Below are 18,556 nucleotides of genomic sequence, written 5' to 3' on the forward strand. Positions count from 1 at the left end.
GTTTTTATAATAAAATTTATTAAAAATTTAATATTATTTTACGCCATTGACCGTGCGGAATTTTCTGATAAGTTTACGGAAATTCTTAAAACCCGTGCTCGTTCAACTGTTTTTATCTGATTCATTAGTATTGATAGACATACTTACTCATGTAGGGTGCAACGATGATGAATAATCATAAACAACGCCATCTGGAGCAGAAATCTCAGCAGCTCCTGTCTGATGATATTCTCAGAGGGAAAACGCACAAAATTGATTGTAAAGATATCAAGTGTCACTCAGCGATTTTATATGCGCGGCCGGTTAATCAGCATTCTATTATGTCACTGGGCATCGACCAAACGGAGGAAGAGAGCGCAGTGGCATTCGATACTATCCGTCATGCTGTAATGATCGCCACCCTGAGTGAAATACACTTACGTTTTTCTGGGGAATGGATTGTCGAGGTTAAGTCTATGTCTCAGGCGACGACGTTATTTTCTTTCCTCGACTATCAGACGAAATGCCCGGAAGCCAGCGGTGAGGGTATCGAGGGGCAGGAAAACGTTATGCTGCTTACCGCATCTCATCTGGTATTAAGAGTTGAACATGAAAATAAATCGCTGATGGCGTTGCTTATTTCATCGTTATTAGATCCGCAAGACCGACGCCTGGAAAGCCTTTTTGCCTTTGCGCGTAACGTGGAGAGTTACTGGATTGCGCATTTTTTGCTGTCGCAGGTCATGAATGAAGATAAAGAGAGCGAGACGCACAAAATTTATAATGCCAGTCGAATTTATGGTGTTTCAGAGTCCTATTTCAGAAAGCTTTGCCACCACGCCTTTACACGAGGCCCCAAAAAACAGCTGCGCTTATGGCGTGCGGCGAATAGCGCATTGCAGCTGATTGAGAATGACCAGTCCATTGCCACCATTGCGGGTGACAATGGCTACGCATCGTCTTCGCATTTTTCCAGCGAAATAAAGTCGCTATTTGGCATCACCCCCAGGGAGTTTAAAAAATTGGAAGGTTTGCTTCATGAATAAGTTTGTTCGCAAAACGCTGAATAGCAGAGTGCCCTATCTCCTGCTGACGGTAATATCCTGTGTGCCAGCAGGCGCAAATATGCTGAATACTACCTCAGCGCCCGCGACGTCCATTCATTCGACGGCTGAAAATACCTATGTGGCGAGCAACAACAGCGTTCAGCAGCTCTTTTTTGTCGTTGGGGGCGCGCTCCATAAGCCTTTTATCGTTAGCGTCGAGGCGGCGAAAAAACGGGTATCCGGCAATTTTGACCTCAATGACCCTAAATCGGTGCTTGATACCGTGGCCGCCCGTACCGGTCTTATCTGGTATGACGACGGCAGCTCGGTCTGCATTTACGACACCAGCGAAATACAAAGCAGTGTCGTGCGCCTGGCCTACGCACCTTATGACAGGCTGGTCGCCTACCTGCAGTCGTCGGGCCTGTACGATCCGCGATTCCCGCTGCGTTCAGACGGACGCTCGGGCTCGTTTTATGTTTCGGGCCCGCCAGTTTACGTCGAGCTTGTCTCCGCCGCGGCAAAATACATTGATGCCACCTATGCGCGGCCGGGAACCGGAGAGACCACAATCCGCGTAATCAAGCTGAAAAATACCTTCGTGAACGACCGTAACTATACCCAGCGGGATGTTCCTATTACCGTGCCAGGCGTAGCGACGGTGCTGAATCAGCTGTTAAACAATACCAGCAGCCGCGAGGGAGGGCGTTCAGCGCCGGCGGGCGCGAATATTACCGTTGATAACGATACGCGTAGCGCGCTGGAAGCCGCGTCTGCGACGCAAAAAGGCAACTTTCCGCCGCTGCCGTCATTTAACGCGCCACCTGCGGCAAGGAGCGGGGCGGTTGACAGGGATATCCCCAGCCAGCAGACGATCAATATCGTGGGGTATTCCGACACGAATAGCCTGCTGATTCAGGGCTCCGAGCGGCAGGTAAGCTTCGTTGAGGATTTGGTGAACGCTATCGACATTCCTAAACAGCAGATCCAGCTCTCTCTGTGGATTATTGATATCTCAAAAGACGATATCAACGAGCTGGGCATTCGCTGGCAGGGCGCGGCGAAGCTGGGCAATACCGGGGTGACGTTCAATACCAGCTCCCTGACGCCGGAAAACAGCCTTCATTTCCTGGCGGACGTCTCTGCGCTGGCGAAAAAAGGAAGCGCGCAGGTGGTGTCTCGCCCAGAGATCCTCACCCAGGAAAACGTTCCGGCACTATTTGATAACAACAGCAGCTTTTACGCGAAGCTGATTGGCGAACGCACTTCGTCGCTGGAGAAGATCACCTACGGCACGATGATAAGCGTGCTGCCGCGTCTGGCTCAACGTCAGCAGGAAATTGAGATGATCCTCAATATTCAGGACGGCGGACTACCGCTGAACGCCGATGGCTCCACGGAAAACATCGACAGCCTGCCGATGGTTAACAATACCCAGATCAGTACCGAGGCGCGCGTTCCGGTCGGCTATAGCCTGCTGGTCGGCGGCTATAGCCGCGATCAGGATGAGTATCATAGCCTCGGGATCCCGCTGCTGCGCGATATCCCGTTTGTGGGCAAGTTGTTTGACTACAGCTATACCAGCCACAAAAAGATGGTGCGCCTGTTCCTGATCCAGCCGGGCCTCCTGACCAGCGGCGAAACCTGGCAGGGACGCACGGAAAATAACCCGGTTCTGGGACGTACCTGGACGGGCAACGAAGTGACTCTGAAATCGACGGTCTCCATGTTGCGCGAAACGATGAAAGATAATTAAGGGCTGCTCTCGTGATTAATATTCGTTCTGTCCCCGGCATAGATTTTAAACGCATCGATACCCCGATGCCGCAGAGTCACTCTGGGACGCTGATGGCGGATGGGGGAGAGGAAGTACAGCCCCTGAACCTGCAGCAGGAGCTGAGCAATGCCGCTGAGGAGATGGCGGACATCCTCAGCGCGTTTGGACGTTTTAGCAAGATGGGGCGAAAAAACGACAGCACGGATAATGATTTTGTCTCCGCTATGCTTGAGGACCAGGCTGATGAGAAGCTGGATACGCTCATTCGTCAGGTGGCAAAACTGCGCGACATCAATACGCTGATTAATTTTGCCCGCCAGCTTTTCCCTAACGACAGTGATTTGATGCTGGCACTGCGGGAAATGCTGCTGAGCCGTCAGCTGTCAGAGCTTCAGAAAAAGAAAATCAAAGAGGCGATTGCCGATCTGGAGAAGTTCGGCGACAGCAAAAAGATGCAGTCCGGGATAAACGTTGGCCGTCTGGCCAGGCGTTTTAGTCAGGAAAGCGAAGGCAGGCCGCTGTCGGCTAAAGATCTGCGCAACAGCTACCTCAACTTTCTGGAGCTGGATATGCCGGCGGGCTTTATCTACAAAGACTGGGTTGATGTATATGGCTATGAAAACCGCACCCGGCTGCTCGCCTTTACCCTGGCGGCGCTGGTCGCGGATATGAAGGCGAATGAGCCGGGGGTGCACTCTTCGGAGTTCGGCCCGCTGAGCGCTAAGCTATCAGACGCGCGCGTATTAAACACGCTCGATAAGCTACTGAATGAAAACTTTGCGAAGTTTGCGTTTCGCGAGCAAATGCGAAATCAGCATATCCTGGCGGGAGAGGCCGATATTGTCGCGCTGTATATTACGGGCCTGGTAGATACAGATGAATTTAAGAGTGTACTTAAGCGATTCAGTAAAGAGTTTATGTCCATGCTGTTGCTCAAACAGCGGGCGACGGTGATGCAGGCATTACGCAATGTTTTTAACCTGACGCCTGAATTTCTCTTTGCAGACTTAATGTATCGCGAAATTGTAATGGACCATTTGTCCATGATATTGCGCAAAATGGCTGAAAAAGAGAAAAATACGGGTATCTGGAACGAACACTATAAATAATTGCCGATGTTTATCCATCGCCTTCAACTTAATGCGTAAATAAAATGATTGAAAAATTTATTCTGCAGCTTCGCAGCCGACCAGAGCTCATTATTCTGTCGATAATGGTCATGGTGGTGGTGATGTTGATTATTCCATTGCCAACGTACCTGGTGGACTTTCTTATCGGTCTTAACCTGACCATGGCATTATTGATTTTCATTGGCTCGTTCTATATTACGCGGGTGCTGGAGTTTTCAACATTCCCGTCCATACTGCTGATTACGACCATTTTCCGACTGGCCATATCGATCAGTACCAGCCGTCTGGTGCTGACCGATGCCGATGCCGGTGAGATTATTGCCAGCTTTGGTGAGTTCGTTATTGCCGATAACCTGGTGGTTGGCTTCGTGATCTTCTTCATCGTGACGATCGTGCAGTTTATCGTGATCACCAAGGGGTCGGAGCGTATTGCCGAGGTAGCGGCGCGATTCTCGCTTGACGCGATGCCGGGCAAGCAGATGAGCATTGATGCCGATCTGAAGGCCGGTGTTATCGATGAGAAAGAGGTGAAGCGACGCCGGAGCGACCTTGAGGCAGAAAGCCAACTGTACGGTGCGCTCGACGGGGCAATGAAGTTCATTAAAGGTGACGCCATTGCCGGGATCATTATTATCTTCGTTAACCTTATCGGCGGTATTTCCGTCGGGGTGCTGCAGCACGGGATGGATCTCTCCCACGCCATGTCGGTCTTTACGCTGTTGACCATCGGCGATGCGCTGGTGGCGCAGATCCCGGCGCTGTTAATCTCGATAAGCGGCGGGCTGATCGTGACCCGCGTGAATAACAGTGAAAACAGCAACCTGGGGGCAAGGATCCTCCAGGATATGTTCTCCAATAAATTTATTCTGCTGGTTACCGCCGTACTGGCCATTGCGCTTGGTCTGCTGCCGGGATTCCCGCTACCCGTATTTTTGCTGCTTGCGGCGATTTTGTTAGGCATTTATATCAAGGATAAAATTGACGAGAAAAGAGGCAAAAAACCGGCTGCACCGGCAGAAGAAGAGGATGAACAGCCGGTATTGAAAAGCAAGCCGGTGATGATTGATGGTGAATATATTCCTGAAACCATTCCACTGATTATTTCCGCGTGGAAAGGCTATGAAGAGTATTTTAAAGAACACAATCTTTGCTCTTTGCTGAAGCGTAATTTCTTTATTGAGTACGGTGTCCGCCTGCCTGAAGTAGTCATGAACTATGACGAGCACATCGAGCGCGGCAAGCTGACCGTGGCAATTAACGAAATTCGAGTTGCCGCCTACGATATTCTGCCGGGAATGTGCAAGGTGCTGCTGCGCGGAGAAGAGTTGCAGGTTATGGACGACAGCGTGCAGGCCGTGGAAACCGCCCAGGGCGTCGCCTACTGGATCCCTGAATCACATAGCCAGACTGCGCTGGAGCTTGGATTCTATTCCCGCTCGGCGGTGGATGAATGTTATGCCTGCATATCTACCCTGCTGGTGCACAATATTTCGGAGTTCTTCGGTATTCAGGAAGCCAAAACGCTGCTGGACGACCTGGAAAAGAAATATCCTGAACTTTTAAAGGAGTGCTATCGCAACAATACCGTTCAGCGCATCACCGAAGTATTCCAGCGGCTGCTGCAGGAGCGCATTTCAATTCGCAATATGCGACTGATCCTTGAAGCGCTGGTGCAATGGGCACCGAAGGAAAAAGACCCCATTATGCTGGTTGAGCATGTTCGCGGCGTTTTATCGCGCTATATTTCCAACCGTTTTTCCGCTAATGGACAGATTCGCACGCTGGTAATGTCGCATGATATGGAAGGGCTGGTTCGCGGCGGTATTCGTCAGACTTCCGGCGGTACCTTTATTAATCTGGCTCCGCCAGAAACAGAAAGTATTATTCAGAGTCTTGAAAACTGTATTCGCAGTAATGGCGTAAACGCGCGCGACATAATTTTAATGGTGTCATTAGATATACGTCGTTTTGTGAAGAAAATAATTGAAGGCAGTTATCCAGAAATGGAAGTGCTTTCTTATGGAGACGTCGCTTCCGGTGTGGATGTTGATGTAATTGGTACATTAGATAAATAACAGAGGTAAGAATGAAATACGATATCGTCGAATTACTGTCCAGATTGCTAAACGATGCAGGCATTAGCGATATTCTGGACAGTGATTTAAATAACCATTCGACAATTTCGCTGACCATGAAAGACGACATCCCAACTATTCATATCCGCGAGGAAAATGATGAAGTTTGGGTATGGGCGAAAGTAATGGAAAATGCGCCCACCAGTCTGGCTTACTGCAGTGCCAGTCTGCTGCCGCTGATGATGAATCATCAGGAAGATTTCTTCCATATTGGCCAGCCTTGCCTGTATCCGGTCGACGGCCACCTGGAGCTTCGTGCGCAGGTAAAAGAGAAGCATATGTCCAGTCCTGACGCGTTTCTGCCGATGCTCGACCACTTCCTGACCATCCTGCAGGACTACCGGTCCGTGCTCGTTTAACTCCGGAGGCTAATTCGATGGTTGCGCAATGTCTGGTTCATCTCGCACACCCGCTGCGTATTCAGGGGAATGTTATTGAAGCACATTTACCGGGAACGCGTATTGGGGAGGTCTGTGAGATTCAGAAATCCCTGCTCGAACCGCAGGTTATGGGCTTTGCCCAGGTTATTGGGTTTAACAAAGAACATACGTTATTAAGCCTGCTTAATGACAATCAAGGATTTTCCCGCAGCAATGTGCTCTTACCTACCGGTAAGCCGTTTCGTATCGAGGTTCATGAAAACATTGCCGGGGCCATCATTGACGCAACCGGAACCATCCGTGGGCGGCTGGATGAGATTGTCCAGCCGCCCTTAACGGGCGGCGTAAGCCTTGATGCCTGCGGCGCGCCGCGAGACTTCACACAGCGTAAACCGATCGCCGACGCGCTGGCGACCGGCGTCCGCGCGATTGACGGTTTGCTGACCTGCGGCCAGGGCCAGCGTATGGGGATTTTCGCCGCCGCGGGCTGCGGCAAAACCTCGCTGATGAGCATGATCATCGAACATTCAGAAGCGGATATTTACGTTATCGGCCTGATCGGCGAGCGTGGCCGCGAGGTGACGGAGTTTGTTGAGGAGCTTAAGCGCTCCTCCCGGCGTTCGCAGGTTATCCTGGTTTATGCCACGTCCGATCGATCCTGCGTGGAGCGCTGCAACGCGGCGCAGATCGCCACTACGATAGCTGAATTTTTCAGTGAACAGGGCAAAAACGTTCTGCTGTTCGTGGATTCAATTACCCGCTACGCGCGCGCCTTGCGCGACGTCGCGCTGAGTATGGGCGAGCTGCCGGCGCGAAGAGGGTACCCGGCCTCGGTGTTTGAGGCGCTGCCAAAGCTTCTGGAGCGTCCAGGCCGTTTTCTGAGAGGCTCGATAACCGCGTTTTATACCGTTCTGATTGAAAATGAGGAAGAGTCAGACGTCATCGGCGATGAGGTTAGGTCAATTCTTGATGGCCATATTTACCTCAGCAAAAAGCTGGCGGCCAAGGGGCATTATCCGGCCATCGACGTCATGCAAAGCGTCAGCCGCGTCTTTACCCAGGTGACCAGTGAGGATCATCAGATTCTGGCGACGCGTTTTCGCGAGTACCTCGTGCGTCAGAAGGATATGCAGCTCTATCTCGACCTTGGGGAATATCGCCGCGGTGAGAATACGGAGAATGATGCCGCCTTCGATCGCAAAGACCAGATGGAGGCTTTTCTGCAACAACGGATGACTGAAAAAACGGACATGCAGGCTTGTCTGGAGACGTTATATGGAAGCGTGGCGTAAAGGGCGCGAATTTGTCGGCATGCTCGAGCGCAAGAAGCAGGTGTTACAGCAGGATATCGTTAAAACCGACAATAACTTAGCCCAGGTAATTTTGCAGATACAGCAATATCAGCAGGAGTTTTCGGATATCAATCAACAAATAAAAATGCTTACCCCCGCGGGGATTATGAGCAGGGCGGATATTTATAAAGGTATAAGGCAGCAGGGCGCGTTACTCACGCACCAGCAGTATGTCTTCCATAAGATAAATCAGCTGGAAAGTGAACAGCATAAGCTTGAGCAAAATAAAGAACAGCTGCGCGCCTCAATGACCCGGCTGGATAAGAAGCATTACAAACTGAATTATTATTTGCAGCCACTGCGCCGCGATTATATTCGCCGCCGTGATAACGCTGCTGAAAATGAAATCCAGGAGATGGCGGGATATGGTCGAAAAAGTTTCTAAGGTTAATGTTAATACCGCGCTCGCTAGCGGCTCCGTTTCGGATGACAGCGTTTTGCTTGAATGGGTGGATAAGAAGAAAAAGCAAAATCGGCTCGATGAACAGCCGTCTTCCGCGGCGCTTACCGCGCAGATGCTGGTACAGGTGCTCAACGGGGCGCTCACCGGCGGCGGGTGGCAGCAAAAGGAGAATAAAGCGGCCAACCCCGCGGCAGTGCCCGAGCCTGTACGGCAGGTGAGCCGCAGCGATGAGGGTCAGCGCCATAAGGTCATGCTGGCGGCTTCCGCCCGGACTGAAGCGACGCTGATTAAGCCGCTAGCCACCGGCGACAGGCCCCTATCCACCGCTGACAGGCCGGTAGCCGCAGCTGACTCGATGAAAGAGAGCGTATCTCCACCTCGCGCATCGATCGCTCCGGTCAGGCAGGCGGATGCCAGGGCAATCTCACAGCCGGTTGCTGTCGAGGCAGCGGGGGGAGAGACGACCGTCATTTCTCAGCCGCTAACCGCACGCGTGACAAAGAGTGAGGACGCGAGCCGTCACTCTGAGAGCAGCCTCCAGTGCAAGGATGAGCTGAACGAGGAGAGACCTATTTTGGCGCCGGGCAAAGCGGTAGATTTCAGAACAAACGTACAGAGTGAACGGCAGGGGCAAACCAAGGCCGTGCCGGCGACCCTGCAGCAGCTAAAGAGCCAGGTGAACGCCGCGACGGCAGCGCCGTCAGCTAAAGAGGCGCAAACGCTCGAAGTGGATTATTCGTTCCAGCGCTGGTCGGGAGACCACTCGGTAAAGGTGACCATTCCCGCTCAGGCCCTGCGGGAGGGCAACATGACGCTACTGCCGTCGGATGCGCGCGCGGCGGATGCGCTGTCGCGCAATCTCGGCGCGCTGGCAGGGCATTCGCCGGAGCTTTTGCAGCCGAGGCAGGAGCGGCACGAACAGCAAAAGCGCGAGCAGCAGCCCCAGCAGGATGAGGAGCAAGAATGAGTTTACGCCACCATTTACGCAAGCGTTGTGAAGAACAGCAGAAGCTGCTGAATCTGCATAACCGGCTTCCCGGCAGTGAAATTTCGCACCCGGCACCGGATGCGCGCTATCTGCCGCTGAGGCTGCGTAATGAGAACGACGACCAGGCGCAGGCCTGGTTTGACGTCGACGCCTGGCTTAGGCAAATGAACCTCCATCTCCCCGCCATTCCTTGGAAGGAGGTGCCGGTGGACTATCTGGCGAGCTGGTTGGCCAGGCTCGGGCTGAATTTTTATTTCGCCGAAACGGTCTGGTCCGTTGAGTCGATTACGCCAGCGGTGGCAGAGCTACCTCACGCTGCGTTGCTGCTGCACGCGGATCCCTGTCCACTGTGGTGCCTGGACTGGCCGGAAGATCCACTTGAGCGATACCGCACCCCGGGTATTCCGGCCTGGCTTGTTCCGTACCCGCTTCAGTTCAGCCTGGGATGCAGCCGGCTCAGCCTGTCGCAGCTGATGGACGTAGCCCCAGGCGACCTGTTGTTAATCAAGCGCCCCGAGGCGTATCTGACCGTTGGCGCGCGCCGCATTTATCGAGTGAGCTTTACCCTGAATCAGGAGGTTATTGTGGAAGAACAGTATGTTGAATATGAAGAAGAGTACCGCGATGAGGATGAAACGCTGTACGAGTGGGCCAGCCTGCCGATAGAGATTGAGTTTGTTCTGGACGGCAGCAGAGTGACGCTGGCCGAACTTGAGGATATCCGACCCGGTGCCGCGCTGGCTCTCCCGCAGGATGCGGAAAAAAACATGAAGATTTACCTGAATAAGAAGCTTTTTGCGCGCGGTGAGCTGGTGGCGCTGGAAAATGGCGCGCTTGCCGTTGAAGTGAACCATGTAAACGCTGGGCTTATCGGTAATATGGGCGCATCCGATGTTGAGTAACGATATTTCCCTCATTGCTTTACTGTCGTTCTTTACCCTGCTGCCTTTTATTATTGCGGGGGGCACCTGTTTTATTAAGTTTTCCATAGTCCTGATCATGGTGCGTAATGCGCTGGGGATCCAGCAGGTTCCCTCAACCCTGACGTTAAACGGCGTGGCGCTGATTTTAAGCGCCTTTGTGATGATGCCGGTATGCCAGCGCATCTCCGACTATATCGAATCGAATCATATTGACTTTAACAACAGCGGATCGGTTACGCAGCTGATGGAGCAGGGGCTGGGAAGCTACCGTGACTATCTGGTGCGCTACTCCGACCACGACCTGATCCGTTTCTTCAATAAGGTCCAGCAGCAGCGCAGCGGCGAGCCGGCGCCCGAAGTGGAGGATCATGAGCTGAGCACGCTTTCGCTAATGACGCTGATGCCCGCGTATGCATTAAGCGAAATTCAGAGCGCGTTCAAAATTGCATTTTATCTGTACGTGCCGTTTGTCGTGATTGACATGGTGGTCTCCAGCATACTGCTGGCGCTCGGAATGATGATGATGAGCCCGGTGACGATCTCAATTCCGATAAAACTCATCCTGTTTGTGTCGATGAATGGCTGGGCCTTATTAACGAAAGGACTGATCGCTCAATATGCCGATCTGATGACATCATGAATAACGTTTTATTTATCGGAAATACGGCGCTAATCGTGGTGCTGAAGCTGACCGCGGTACCGATTGCCTTTGCAACCGTGGTCGGCATTATTGTTGGCTTATTCCAGACCATTATGCAAATTCAGGAGCAGACGCTGCCGTTTGGTCTGAAAATGCTGGCGGTCTTCGCCAGTATTTTTATGCTGATTGAATGGTTCTCGGCAGAAATGATGAACTTTGCTAACCAGGCTTTTTATATGGCTTTTCGCTAAAACGGAATCTCTATGCTGTTTGTTGCGTTGTATCTTAATTTTCAGCACAGCGTGCTGACGTTTGTTATGGTGTACGCGCGGCTGGCTATCGTTTTTTATATGCTGCCAGCGCTAGGCGAACGGGTCTTATCCAATCTGGTTATTAAGAATACGATTATTGCGCTGACGATTATCGGGCTGTGGCCAAGTTTCACAACGGTAGTCACGCCGGAGCAGGGCTGGTTTATTATTCTGATAAAAGAGATTGTCGTTGGATTAATTCTGGCGGTCACGCTGTGTATTCCTTTTTGGATTGTCACTGGTCTGGGTGAAATCCTTGATAACCAGCGCGGGGCCACCATCAGCGACAGTATCGACCCCGTGAACGGCGTACAAAGTTCAATATTGTCCGGCTTTCTCAGCTTTGCTTTTGGTGCGATTTTCTTCGTCAGCGGCGGCATGCTGAAATTAATGGAGGTGATGGTCCAGAGCTACGAGATGCTGCCGAGAGGCAGCTCGCTGGACGGCATACGCTGGGAGTATACGGGAGTGCTGCTTCAGGTGTTAATGCAAAACAGCATCATGCTGGCAGCACCGATCATGCTGGTGATGATGACGGCGGAAATACTGCTGGGCGTATTTGCTCGCTATTGCCCGCAGCTTAACCCCTTTTCGCTGTCGCTAACGGTGAAAAGCACGATTGCCTTTGTCGTTTTTCTGTTTTACGGTTTCCAGGCATTAACCGAGAAACCGCTGCAGCTGTTTTCCATTGCCGACTTCCGTCAGTTTATTTCCTGAGAGAACGCAATGGCTGAAAAAACAGAACAACCGACCAGTAAAAAACGCAAAGATTCGGCAAAAAAAGGGCAGACGTTCAAAAGTAAAGACGTCATTACCACCGTTATTTTGCTGGTGGGGATTTATTTTCTGGCGCATGCCGTGAGCTTCGGCCCCTTCATCTCATTTTATACGCATTTATTGCAGTATCCGACCCGGCCCGGCATGGGCGTGTTCCTCCTGGAGCTCGCCAGGATTTTTTTCACGCTGGCATTGCCCTTTATTACGGTATGTACCCTTGTCGGTTTTGCCGCCACCTTGCTGCAAACAGGAGTTACGCTGGCGACCGAAGCCATCAAGCTGAATTTTAAAGCGCTGAACCCCGTGGAGGGGATTAAGAAAATATTCAGCATGCGCACCGTTAAGGAGCTGGTGAAGTCGCTGTGCTATCTGGTGGTGTTCGCCGCCACCTGTAATAGCCTGATTCAGCAGGATCTCCGCCAGGCGTTGACGCTGTATCGCGCCGACATGCCGGGGATGGTTGCCGTGTGGGTGGCCCTGGCGGTGAAGGCGGTGATGGTATTTATCGCCTGGTCCATATTTGTGCTGCTGGCCGATCTCTTAGTGGAGTACTTCCTCCATTTTAAAGATATGAAAATGGATAAACACGAGGTGAAGCAGGAGCACAAGGAGAGCGACGGCAACCCGCAAATCAAAAGCGCGCGGCGCCGTGCGCATCAGGATCTGCTTTCCGGGGAGGAGATGGCGGCGGTACGCAATTCAGAAGTGGTGCTGGCGAACCCGACCCACATTGCCATGGCGGTCTATTTTAAGCCCGAAGTTGCGTCGCTGCCCTTTATTGCCCTGCGCTGCACCAACCTGAAGGCGAAGGCCGCGATCGCCTATGCGGAGAAAATTGGCGTGCCGGTGGTACGTAATATTCCGCTGACGCGTCGGCTGTATCATACCTACAGCCAGTACAGCTTCATTTCGCTGGAAGATGAGGTACTGATGGACGTGATGGACGTGCTCATCTGGCTACGCCAGGTCGAAGCAGCAGGCATAGTACCTCTCGATGCGGATCCCGCCCCACCAGAGCCCGACTCTGAGAACAGCCCCCGTCAGTAGTTCCGCCCTGGGGCTGTGCGGTTTTTTTGTATTAACGACCAATGGACAACAGTAAGATGTTTATATCTTCTTGGCTGTCTGTCCATACGTCAAATGCGTGACTTATACGTTGCTTATTAATAAGGGAAGAGACACAGATGGTTGATAAAAATATGCTTGAATTTCTCACCGAGGATGAGGGTTATAAAACGGATGAAGAGTTAGATGTTTATTCTGACCGTTTGCTGGATGCCCTTCAGAATGGCGCGACGATGAAGGATATCCACGATGTATCGAGCGATACTATGCAGGATGTTTATAAACTCGCATATGATTTTTATCACCAGGGCAAGCTGAATGACGCAGAGTCATTGTTCCGTTTTCTCTGTATTTATGACTTTTACAACCCTGAATACGCGATGGGGCTGGCAGCGGTTTATCAGCTGAAAAAAAATTATGCGAAAGCCATTGATTTCTACGCTCTCGCCTATTCCTTGTCGAAGGAAGATTATCGACCGATGTTTTACGCCGGGCAGTGTAATTTAATGCAGCGTCAGGCGGCGCAGGCTCGAAAATGTTTTGAAATAGTAATGGAACGCTGTCGCGATCCGTTATTAGTTGAGAAAGCTGCAGCTTATGTTTCCGCGATAAATAAATTAAAGCGCGATCAGCCTAATGAGATGGAGCAGAAAAATGAGTATGAGGAATCGTAATGAATATGCGTGTCGATAGCCAGGATGCCGGGAGTTATCACCAGGTTAGTCTGGAAATAGGAAAAGACGAACTTAAAAAGCAGTCTGAACAGGCCAGGCGTCTGGGCAATGACGGTTACAAAAACCACGCGCAGGCGGGAAGCGTCAAAAGCGCCGTGCAATCTTTACAGCCGGAGCAGCTGCTGGCCGTGCTGAAAAATACCCAGCAGGCACTGGTGGGAAATGGCGGCAAGTCGGCCATTAACGCTCAGGAGATGCCCGTGCTCCAGTTGCCGCAGGGCGGTAATGCAAAGGCCGCGGCAAGCGGAGGCGGCCAGCGCTCCAGCGCGGCTGAGCTGACCGAACTGCTGGGGAAAATTACGCAGCTCACGGCCAATACGTCGCTTGAGAAAATGCTATCTCAGCTGAACAGCTTCAACGCGATGATGTCGGGAGCAACCAGCGCATGGTCTGAAATGGCCGCGATGCTGGAGCAGCAGGGAACCCAGTGGGCCGCCGATTCCGATGCCCTGAAAGCGGCGCAGCAGCAGGCCGACGGGCTTTCCAGCGGCGTTGACGTCGCGCAAAAGGCGCTCGACAGCGCGCAGGCAGAACTGGACGCGCTTAAGAATCAGGCCGCTGGGCAGGATCCGGTGTCGGACGATCTGCAAAAGCAAATCGATCGGGCCCAGACGGCAGTCACCAGCGCGCAGCTCGCGCTTACGACGGCTACCGGACTGTATAACGGATTTGTCGAAAAGACGCTGAACCCTGCCAAAACCGCTGAATCGAACTCGCGCATGGCGCTGGAAGCGACGCAAACCAAATCCCAGGCGCTCATTAACACGCTCACGCCGCAGCAGCAAAGCGCCGTAGAGTTTCAGCGCAAAAACAACGATGACCAGTCAAAGAGCCTTAATTTCCTGATGGCGCTTATGTCGCAGCTGATTGCCAAAAGCTCCAGTGACGATCTGCAGGCCACCGCTGAGCTGAAGCAGAAGCTTGCGGAAGCGTCGGCCAAGGACGCTGAAAAAAAGGCCAAAGAGTACGAAGAAGAGGTGCGTAAGGCCGAGGAAATGCAAAAAACGATGGGCTGCATCGGAAAGGTACTCGGATGGCTTATTACCGCCGTGAGCTTTGTTGCCGCCGCGTTCACTGGCGGGGCTTCGCTGGCGCTGGCCGCCGTCGGTCTGGCACTGGCGATCGGTGACGAGATTAATCAGGCGATCACGGGCAACTCTTTTATGGCCGACGCGATGAAGCCGCTGATGGATGCGATCGTCAAGCCGCTGATGGAGCTGATGGGCAAGATGTTTGCCGGGATCCTCGAGGCGATGGGCGTCGATAAAGAGACGGCCGAAATGGTCGGCAAGATCCTGGGCGCAATCGCCGCCGCCGCGGTGCTGGTCGCTGGGGTGATCGTCGCGGGCAGCGCGCTGAGCAAGGTGTTTGGTGTCGTCATGAAGAAGATCGGCCTCGAAGTGGGTGAAGAAGCCAGCAAGACCATGGGCAAAAGCGTGGCCGCCGAAGTGCAGAAAGAGGTAACTCAGGATCTGGCGAAAACCACCCTGCGCACCGCCGCGAAAGAAGTGTCTGAGGAGGTGGCGAAAGAGGTGACCGAACAGGCGACGAAAACCACCATGCAGCGGCTGATGGACAGCGCCTTTGCACAGGCGTTCAAGCGCGTGTTCCAGGGCTTTGGCCGGGCGGCTGGCATGGACGAAGTCAAAATGGGAACAATTTACAACCGTACGCAGATGGCGGTTACCGGCGCAGCGGTGGTGAACACCTCTATTCAGGTTGCTGGCAGCATCGTGGTGGCCGACATGATGGTCGAAGCCTCAAAGACGAAGGCTCAGATGATGAAAGACGCCGCGCTGCAGGAGCTGCTCAACGAGATGATGAATCGTGGCATCGATACCTTCACGCACCGCATGGAGACGGTTAACCAAATTGTGAAAAACATTTCCGCCGTGGCCGACACCCAGCTGAAGGCCGGTAGATATATCACTAAACAGATGAGTTCCGTTGCTGGATAAGCAACGTGCATTTTTACAGAACGATTCATAACAGGAGTAATTAATTCAATGACCACATCTATTTCTAATGTATCCGCACGTCCCGTTCAAATTAACTTCACCGAAAGTCAAAAGACGGAAAATGCGAAGCCGGAAACTCGCAGCCCGCAGAACGTGTCCGAGTGGGCCAGCGAAAAGGGCATGCTGTCATCCGTCATGGATATGCAAAGCGCCCGACGCGATGAGGCTCAGGCCGCCGCCGTGGCGCAGCGAAACGGTGGCAATGATGTTAACAGCCAAAGCGCGATGTCAACCGTAACGCTTTCTGCCGCAGGGGAAGGTGATGCGAATAAGTCTGAACGTATGGCGTCCGCTATGCCGAGCATTATGGCGGCGCAGACCAATATTACCCAGCCCAATAATAAAGCGGCAGAAAGCAAAAGCGCTGTTGACACCTCCGGTAATACCACCACCAACGCGGTGGGGCAGACTCGCTCCCAGCCAACGGTTGCCGGCGGAACGGATATTACCGGTGCCGATTCGGTCAAGCCGACCTTCATCAACGTCGTCGGCCCGATGAGTCAGATCGTCCTGAGCAATAAGCTGACCGTTGCGCTGCTGGAAAGTGAAAATACGCAGAATATGTCGGCGGCGAAAGCCTCGAACCGCTTTATCGAATCGACGGCGCGCAGCGCGCAGAAAGGGATTGAAGCCGCCGAGGAGCGTCGTGATGGCGCCATCGTGGGCGGCGTAACCGCTGCGGTTGCACAGGGCGGCATGGCGGTGGCGTCCACTAATGCGCTGCGTAAAGAAAATGCATCGCTGAAAAACAACGTTGCCGTGGCGAAAAATCAGGAATTTGGTGTTACCCAGCAGAAAAATGCCATTGGTAGCGCTGGCGACAACATGGTCATGAAAGGACAGCGCATGGACGGCAAGGTCAAAGAAACCATGAGCAAAACCCAGGGCGAAGAGCAGCTTTCTGCGTCGCAGAAGCATCTCAAACACAATGAAATTCAGAACAACACGCAGAAAGTTCGCGTGGTCACCGAGCTGGGCAACCAGCTGGCGAATACCACCCGCAATATTACCGAAGGGGCATATAACGTTAACGCCGCCGAAATGCAGGGTGAAGCAGATTTAGCCCGCGCCGACGGCAACCAGAACAGCGAACTGGCCAATACGCATAAAGAAGTGGCGAAAAAGCGGCGGATACTCGCGCGGCGCTTAGCCAGGCTGCTGAAAATGTGCTCAATGCGAACAACAGCGCGGCGTCAACCATCGCCGAGCGCATGCGTTAATTATCGGCTTACTTTCCCGGCGGGAGCTATCCCGCCATTTTTGTAAAGGATACAAAGATATGCTTCCAGTTAGCGGCAGCGCGACTGCGCCCGTTCGCCCTTTAGTAGTTGAAACACCCATGATTTCTGCTTCACAGGTCGCGGAAGTCGGCATGGGATCAACGTCTGAACTGAATACGGTGTTATTAAAACAGCTCATTTCCGCCTTAACGTCGACGGAAAGTGATAACCAGCTAGAGGATATTCGAAAAGTTTTGCAGCAGCACGGTCTCGAGACCAGTGATGAGGCTTTCCTCAAAAGCAAGCTGCGCGCAGCGCTGGCAGAGATAAAGGCGGCAAATGACAAGGCTGGCACGACAGCCACCGTGGAGGAGATGATCTCCGTCAGGTACCAGCAGGTTGATAAAACGGCAGCCGCACTGGGTACGATTAAAGATGAAATAGCGCAGAACCGAATCAAGGCCAACTTTTCTGAGAACCAGCTCAAAGCGACCATGCAAACCTCACTTCAGGAAATTGCCGAAGCTGAAGAGGCCGCAAAAGCCAGAACTGGTGACAACGAGATTTCCGTTCATACCAGCTACAGCAAGCTCTGGGCGGTGATGGCCGAGGCCATTAAAAATATCAGAACGAACTACGTCGATTTCTATGCTGGCCTGATGCAGAAATATACGGAGATGTATGAGGCCTACAACGAGTATGTACAGAAAGCCAGCGCTGATGCTGTAAAGGCCGGTGAGGATGGTAATAACGTTGATTTCAATAACAATACGATGAAGGGGGGATACGATAAATTTAATAATGCCGTTAACGGTATGGATCTCGGCAGCGTCGCCAACTGGGATAAAATGACCGATGAGCAAAAGGCCAGCATGACGGCCACGCTTGAGCCTGCCTTTAAGGTTGACCAGGGCAGCGGCAAAATAAGCTTCAATCTCGATCAATATAACGGCCGTCCTTATTATCCAAGCGATGGCGGCGGAAAAGTATCGACCTCCAGCTACCAGGCATGGCTGGCTTCCTTTAATGCCATCGGCACCGGGCTGCAAAGTAATATGCAGTCGTTCGCCCAGCGATATACGCAGGCCAACAGCACATTCGATAACCTAAATAAAGTGCTGAGTGGTGCGATAAGTTCAATGGCCGACAGTGCAAAAGACGTGCTTAAAGCACTGGGGTGATTTAACAGGTGAACAGCCATGCCAGTTAATAATGTCTATTCTAATGCTACTTTTTCATGCCTGCCGGGGCAGGGTGTTTGTGAAACCGCATCTGCATATTATGCCCGCATTGGCGGTCTTAAATTTAGCGCTGCAATCAGCACCGAAACGCTCGCATGGTCTGATAATGAAGACACGATGAGGAATGAGGTACGCGTTCTTAGCTATTGCATCGGTGCGAAACTGCCGCCAGCAGAGCGTGAGTCCCATAACGTGGTGATGTTTCCGCAGCAGCGTTTCCCCGCGCAGTTATTTTCGGCACATGCCCAGCCGGAACAAACGTGGCGCGAATCTATCGCGCCCCCTGAAGTTCATCATTATAAAGTCCAGGAATGTGGCTCAAAACCTAAATCATCCTTTCAGCGTTTCTGGCAAGGGTTACTGCAAAGTATTTTACCCTGCGTCAAATTTCAAAAATAACTCTCTGGGAGAATAACTGAATGCGCGGAATTACCCGA

At 52.4% G+C, this 18,556-nt stretch carries 18 protein-coding genes; all 18 read left to right on the plus strand.

The genetic code is table 11. From position 1 onward, the window contains the following. Positions 1-164 precede the first annotated feature (164 nt). The 18 genes from HWQ14_RS14595 (at position 165) to HWQ14_RS14680 (ending at position 18,518) form a co-directional block, all read left to right on the plus strand. Complete coding sequence (locus HWQ14_RS14595; RefSeq protein WP_176610104.1) at positions 165-1,025, plus strand: helix-turn-helix domain-containing protein; 861 nt, start codon at positions 165-167, stop codon at positions 1,023-1,025. After that, positions 1,018-2,781 (plus strand): type III secretion system outer membrane ring subunit SctC, encoded by a 1,764-nt coding sequence (sctC, locus tag HWQ14_RS14600; protein ID WP_176610105.1) that lies wholly within the window; start codon positions 1,018-1,020, stop codon positions 2,779-2,781. Before HWQ14_RS14595 ends, sctC begins: the two co-directional genes overlap by 8 nt. 11 nt (positions 2,782-2,792) lie before the next feature. After that, positions 2,793-3,911: a type III secretion system gatekeeper subunit SctW gene (gene sctW / locus HWQ14_RS14605; RefSeq protein WP_176610106.1), complete on the plus strand. Its 1,119-nt coding sequence runs from the start codon at positions 2,793-2,795 to the stop codon at positions 3,909-3,911. Between the two features lie 44 nt (positions 3,912-3,955). Then, the gene (locus tag HWQ14_RS14610) at positions 3,956-6,007 is read left to right on the plus strand and encodes an EscV/YscV/HrcV family type III secretion system export apparatus protein (protein WP_148419584.1); all 2,052 of its coding nucleotides are present in this window, start codon (positions 3,956-3,958) and stop codon (positions 6,005-6,007) included. Between the two features lie 11 nt (positions 6,008-6,018). Then, positions 6,019-6,426, plus strand: coding sequence for a hypothetical protein (locus tag HWQ14_RS14615; protein ID WP_148419585.1), 408 nt, complete (start codon positions 6,019-6,021; stop codon positions 6,424-6,426). 17 nt (positions 6,427-6,443) lie between these two features. Then, complete coding sequence (gene sctN / locus HWQ14_RS14620) at positions 6,444-7,739, plus strand: type III secretion system ATPase SctN (protein ID WP_176610107.1); 1,296 nt, start codon at positions 6,444-6,446, stop codon at positions 7,737-7,739. Beyond that, a complete protein-coding gene (locus HWQ14_RS14625; RefSeq protein WP_176610108.1) occupies positions 7,723-8,184 on the plus strand; it encodes a type III secretion system protein in 462 nt (153 codons plus the stop codon). Before sctN ends, HWQ14_RS14625 begins: the two co-directional genes overlap by 17 nt. Continuing rightward, entirely contained in the window at positions 8,165-9,169 is a 1,005-nt protein-coding gene (locus tag HWQ14_RS14630; protein ID WP_176610109.1) for a hypothetical protein, read from the plus strand. Before HWQ14_RS14625 ends, HWQ14_RS14630 begins: the two co-directional genes overlap by 20 nt. Beyond that, positions 9,166-10,092: a FliM/FliN family flagellar motor switch protein gene (locus tag HWQ14_RS14635; protein WP_176610110.1), complete on the plus strand. Its 927-nt coding sequence runs from the start codon at positions 9,166-9,168 to the stop codon at positions 10,090-10,092. Before HWQ14_RS14630 ends, HWQ14_RS14635 begins: the two co-directional genes overlap by 4 nt. Continuing rightward, positions 10,082-10,753: an EscR/YscR/HrcR family type III secretion system export apparatus protein gene (locus HWQ14_RS14640; RefSeq protein ID WP_148419590.1), complete on the plus strand. Its 672-nt coding sequence runs from the start codon at positions 10,082-10,084 to the stop codon at positions 10,751-10,753. Before HWQ14_RS14635 ends, HWQ14_RS14640 begins: the two co-directional genes overlap by 11 nt. Further along, positions 10,750-11,004: a type III secretion system export apparatus subunit SctS gene (sctS, locus tag HWQ14_RS14645; RefSeq protein ID WP_044243276.1), complete on the plus strand. Its 255-nt coding sequence runs from the start codon at positions 10,750-10,752 to the stop codon at positions 11,002-11,004. The genes HWQ14_RS14640 and sctS overlap by 4 nt, the downstream gene beginning before the upstream one ends. Positions 11,005-11,016: 12 nt before the next feature. Continuing rightward, a complete protein-coding gene (gene sctT, locus HWQ14_RS14650; RefSeq protein WP_176610111.1) occupies positions 11,017-11,781 on the plus strand; it encodes a type III secretion system export apparatus subunit SctT in 765 nt (254 codons plus the stop codon). Positions 11,782-11,790: 9 nt separating this feature from the next. Further along, the gene (locus HWQ14_RS14655) at positions 11,791-12,888 is read left to right on the plus strand and encodes an EscU/YscU/HrcU family type III secretion system export apparatus switch protein (protein WP_176610112.1); all 1,098 of its coding nucleotides are present in this window, start codon (positions 11,791-11,793) and stop codon (positions 12,886-12,888) included. A gap of 137 nt (positions 12,889-13,025) precedes the next feature. Then, a complete protein-coding gene (gene sicA / locus HWQ14_RS14660; RefSeq protein WP_274857167.1) occupies positions 13,026-13,580 on the plus strand; it encodes a type III secretion system translocator chaperone SicA in 555 nt (184 codons plus the stop codon). Then, positions 13,580-15,598: a type III secretion system translocon subunit SctE gene (gene sctE / locus HWQ14_RS14665; RefSeq protein WP_176610113.1), complete on the plus strand. Its 2,019-nt coding sequence runs from the start codon at positions 13,580-13,582 to the stop codon at positions 15,596-15,598. Before sicA ends, sctE begins: the two co-directional genes overlap by 1 nt. A 48-nt stretch (positions 15,599-15,646) precedes the next feature. Further along, the gene (locus tag HWQ14_RS14670) at positions 15,647-16,924 is read left to right on the plus strand and encodes a type III secretion system protein (protein ID WP_176610114.1); all 1,278 of its coding nucleotides are present in this window, start codon (positions 15,647-15,649) and stop codon (positions 16,922-16,924) included. 13 nt (positions 16,925-16,937) lie between these two features. Then, the gene (locus HWQ14_RS14675; RefSeq protein ID WP_176610115.1) at positions 16,938-18,059 is read left to right on the plus strand and encodes an IpaD/SipD/SspD family type III secretion system needle tip protein; all 1,122 of its coding nucleotides are present in this window, start codon (positions 16,938-16,940) and stop codon (positions 18,057-18,059) included. Positions 18,060-18,077: 18 nt separating this feature from the next. Next, entirely contained in the window at positions 18,078-18,518 is a 441-nt protein-coding gene (locus HWQ14_RS14680) for a hypothetical protein (RefSeq protein ID WP_176610116.1), read from the plus strand. The last annotated feature ends 38 nt before the right edge of the window (positions 18,519-18,556 follow it).

This window comes from Enterobacter cloacae, assembly GCF_013375935.1.
GTDB lineage: Bacteria > Pseudomonadota > Gammaproteobacteria > Enterobacterales > Enterobacteriaceae > Enterobacter > Enterobacter pasteurii.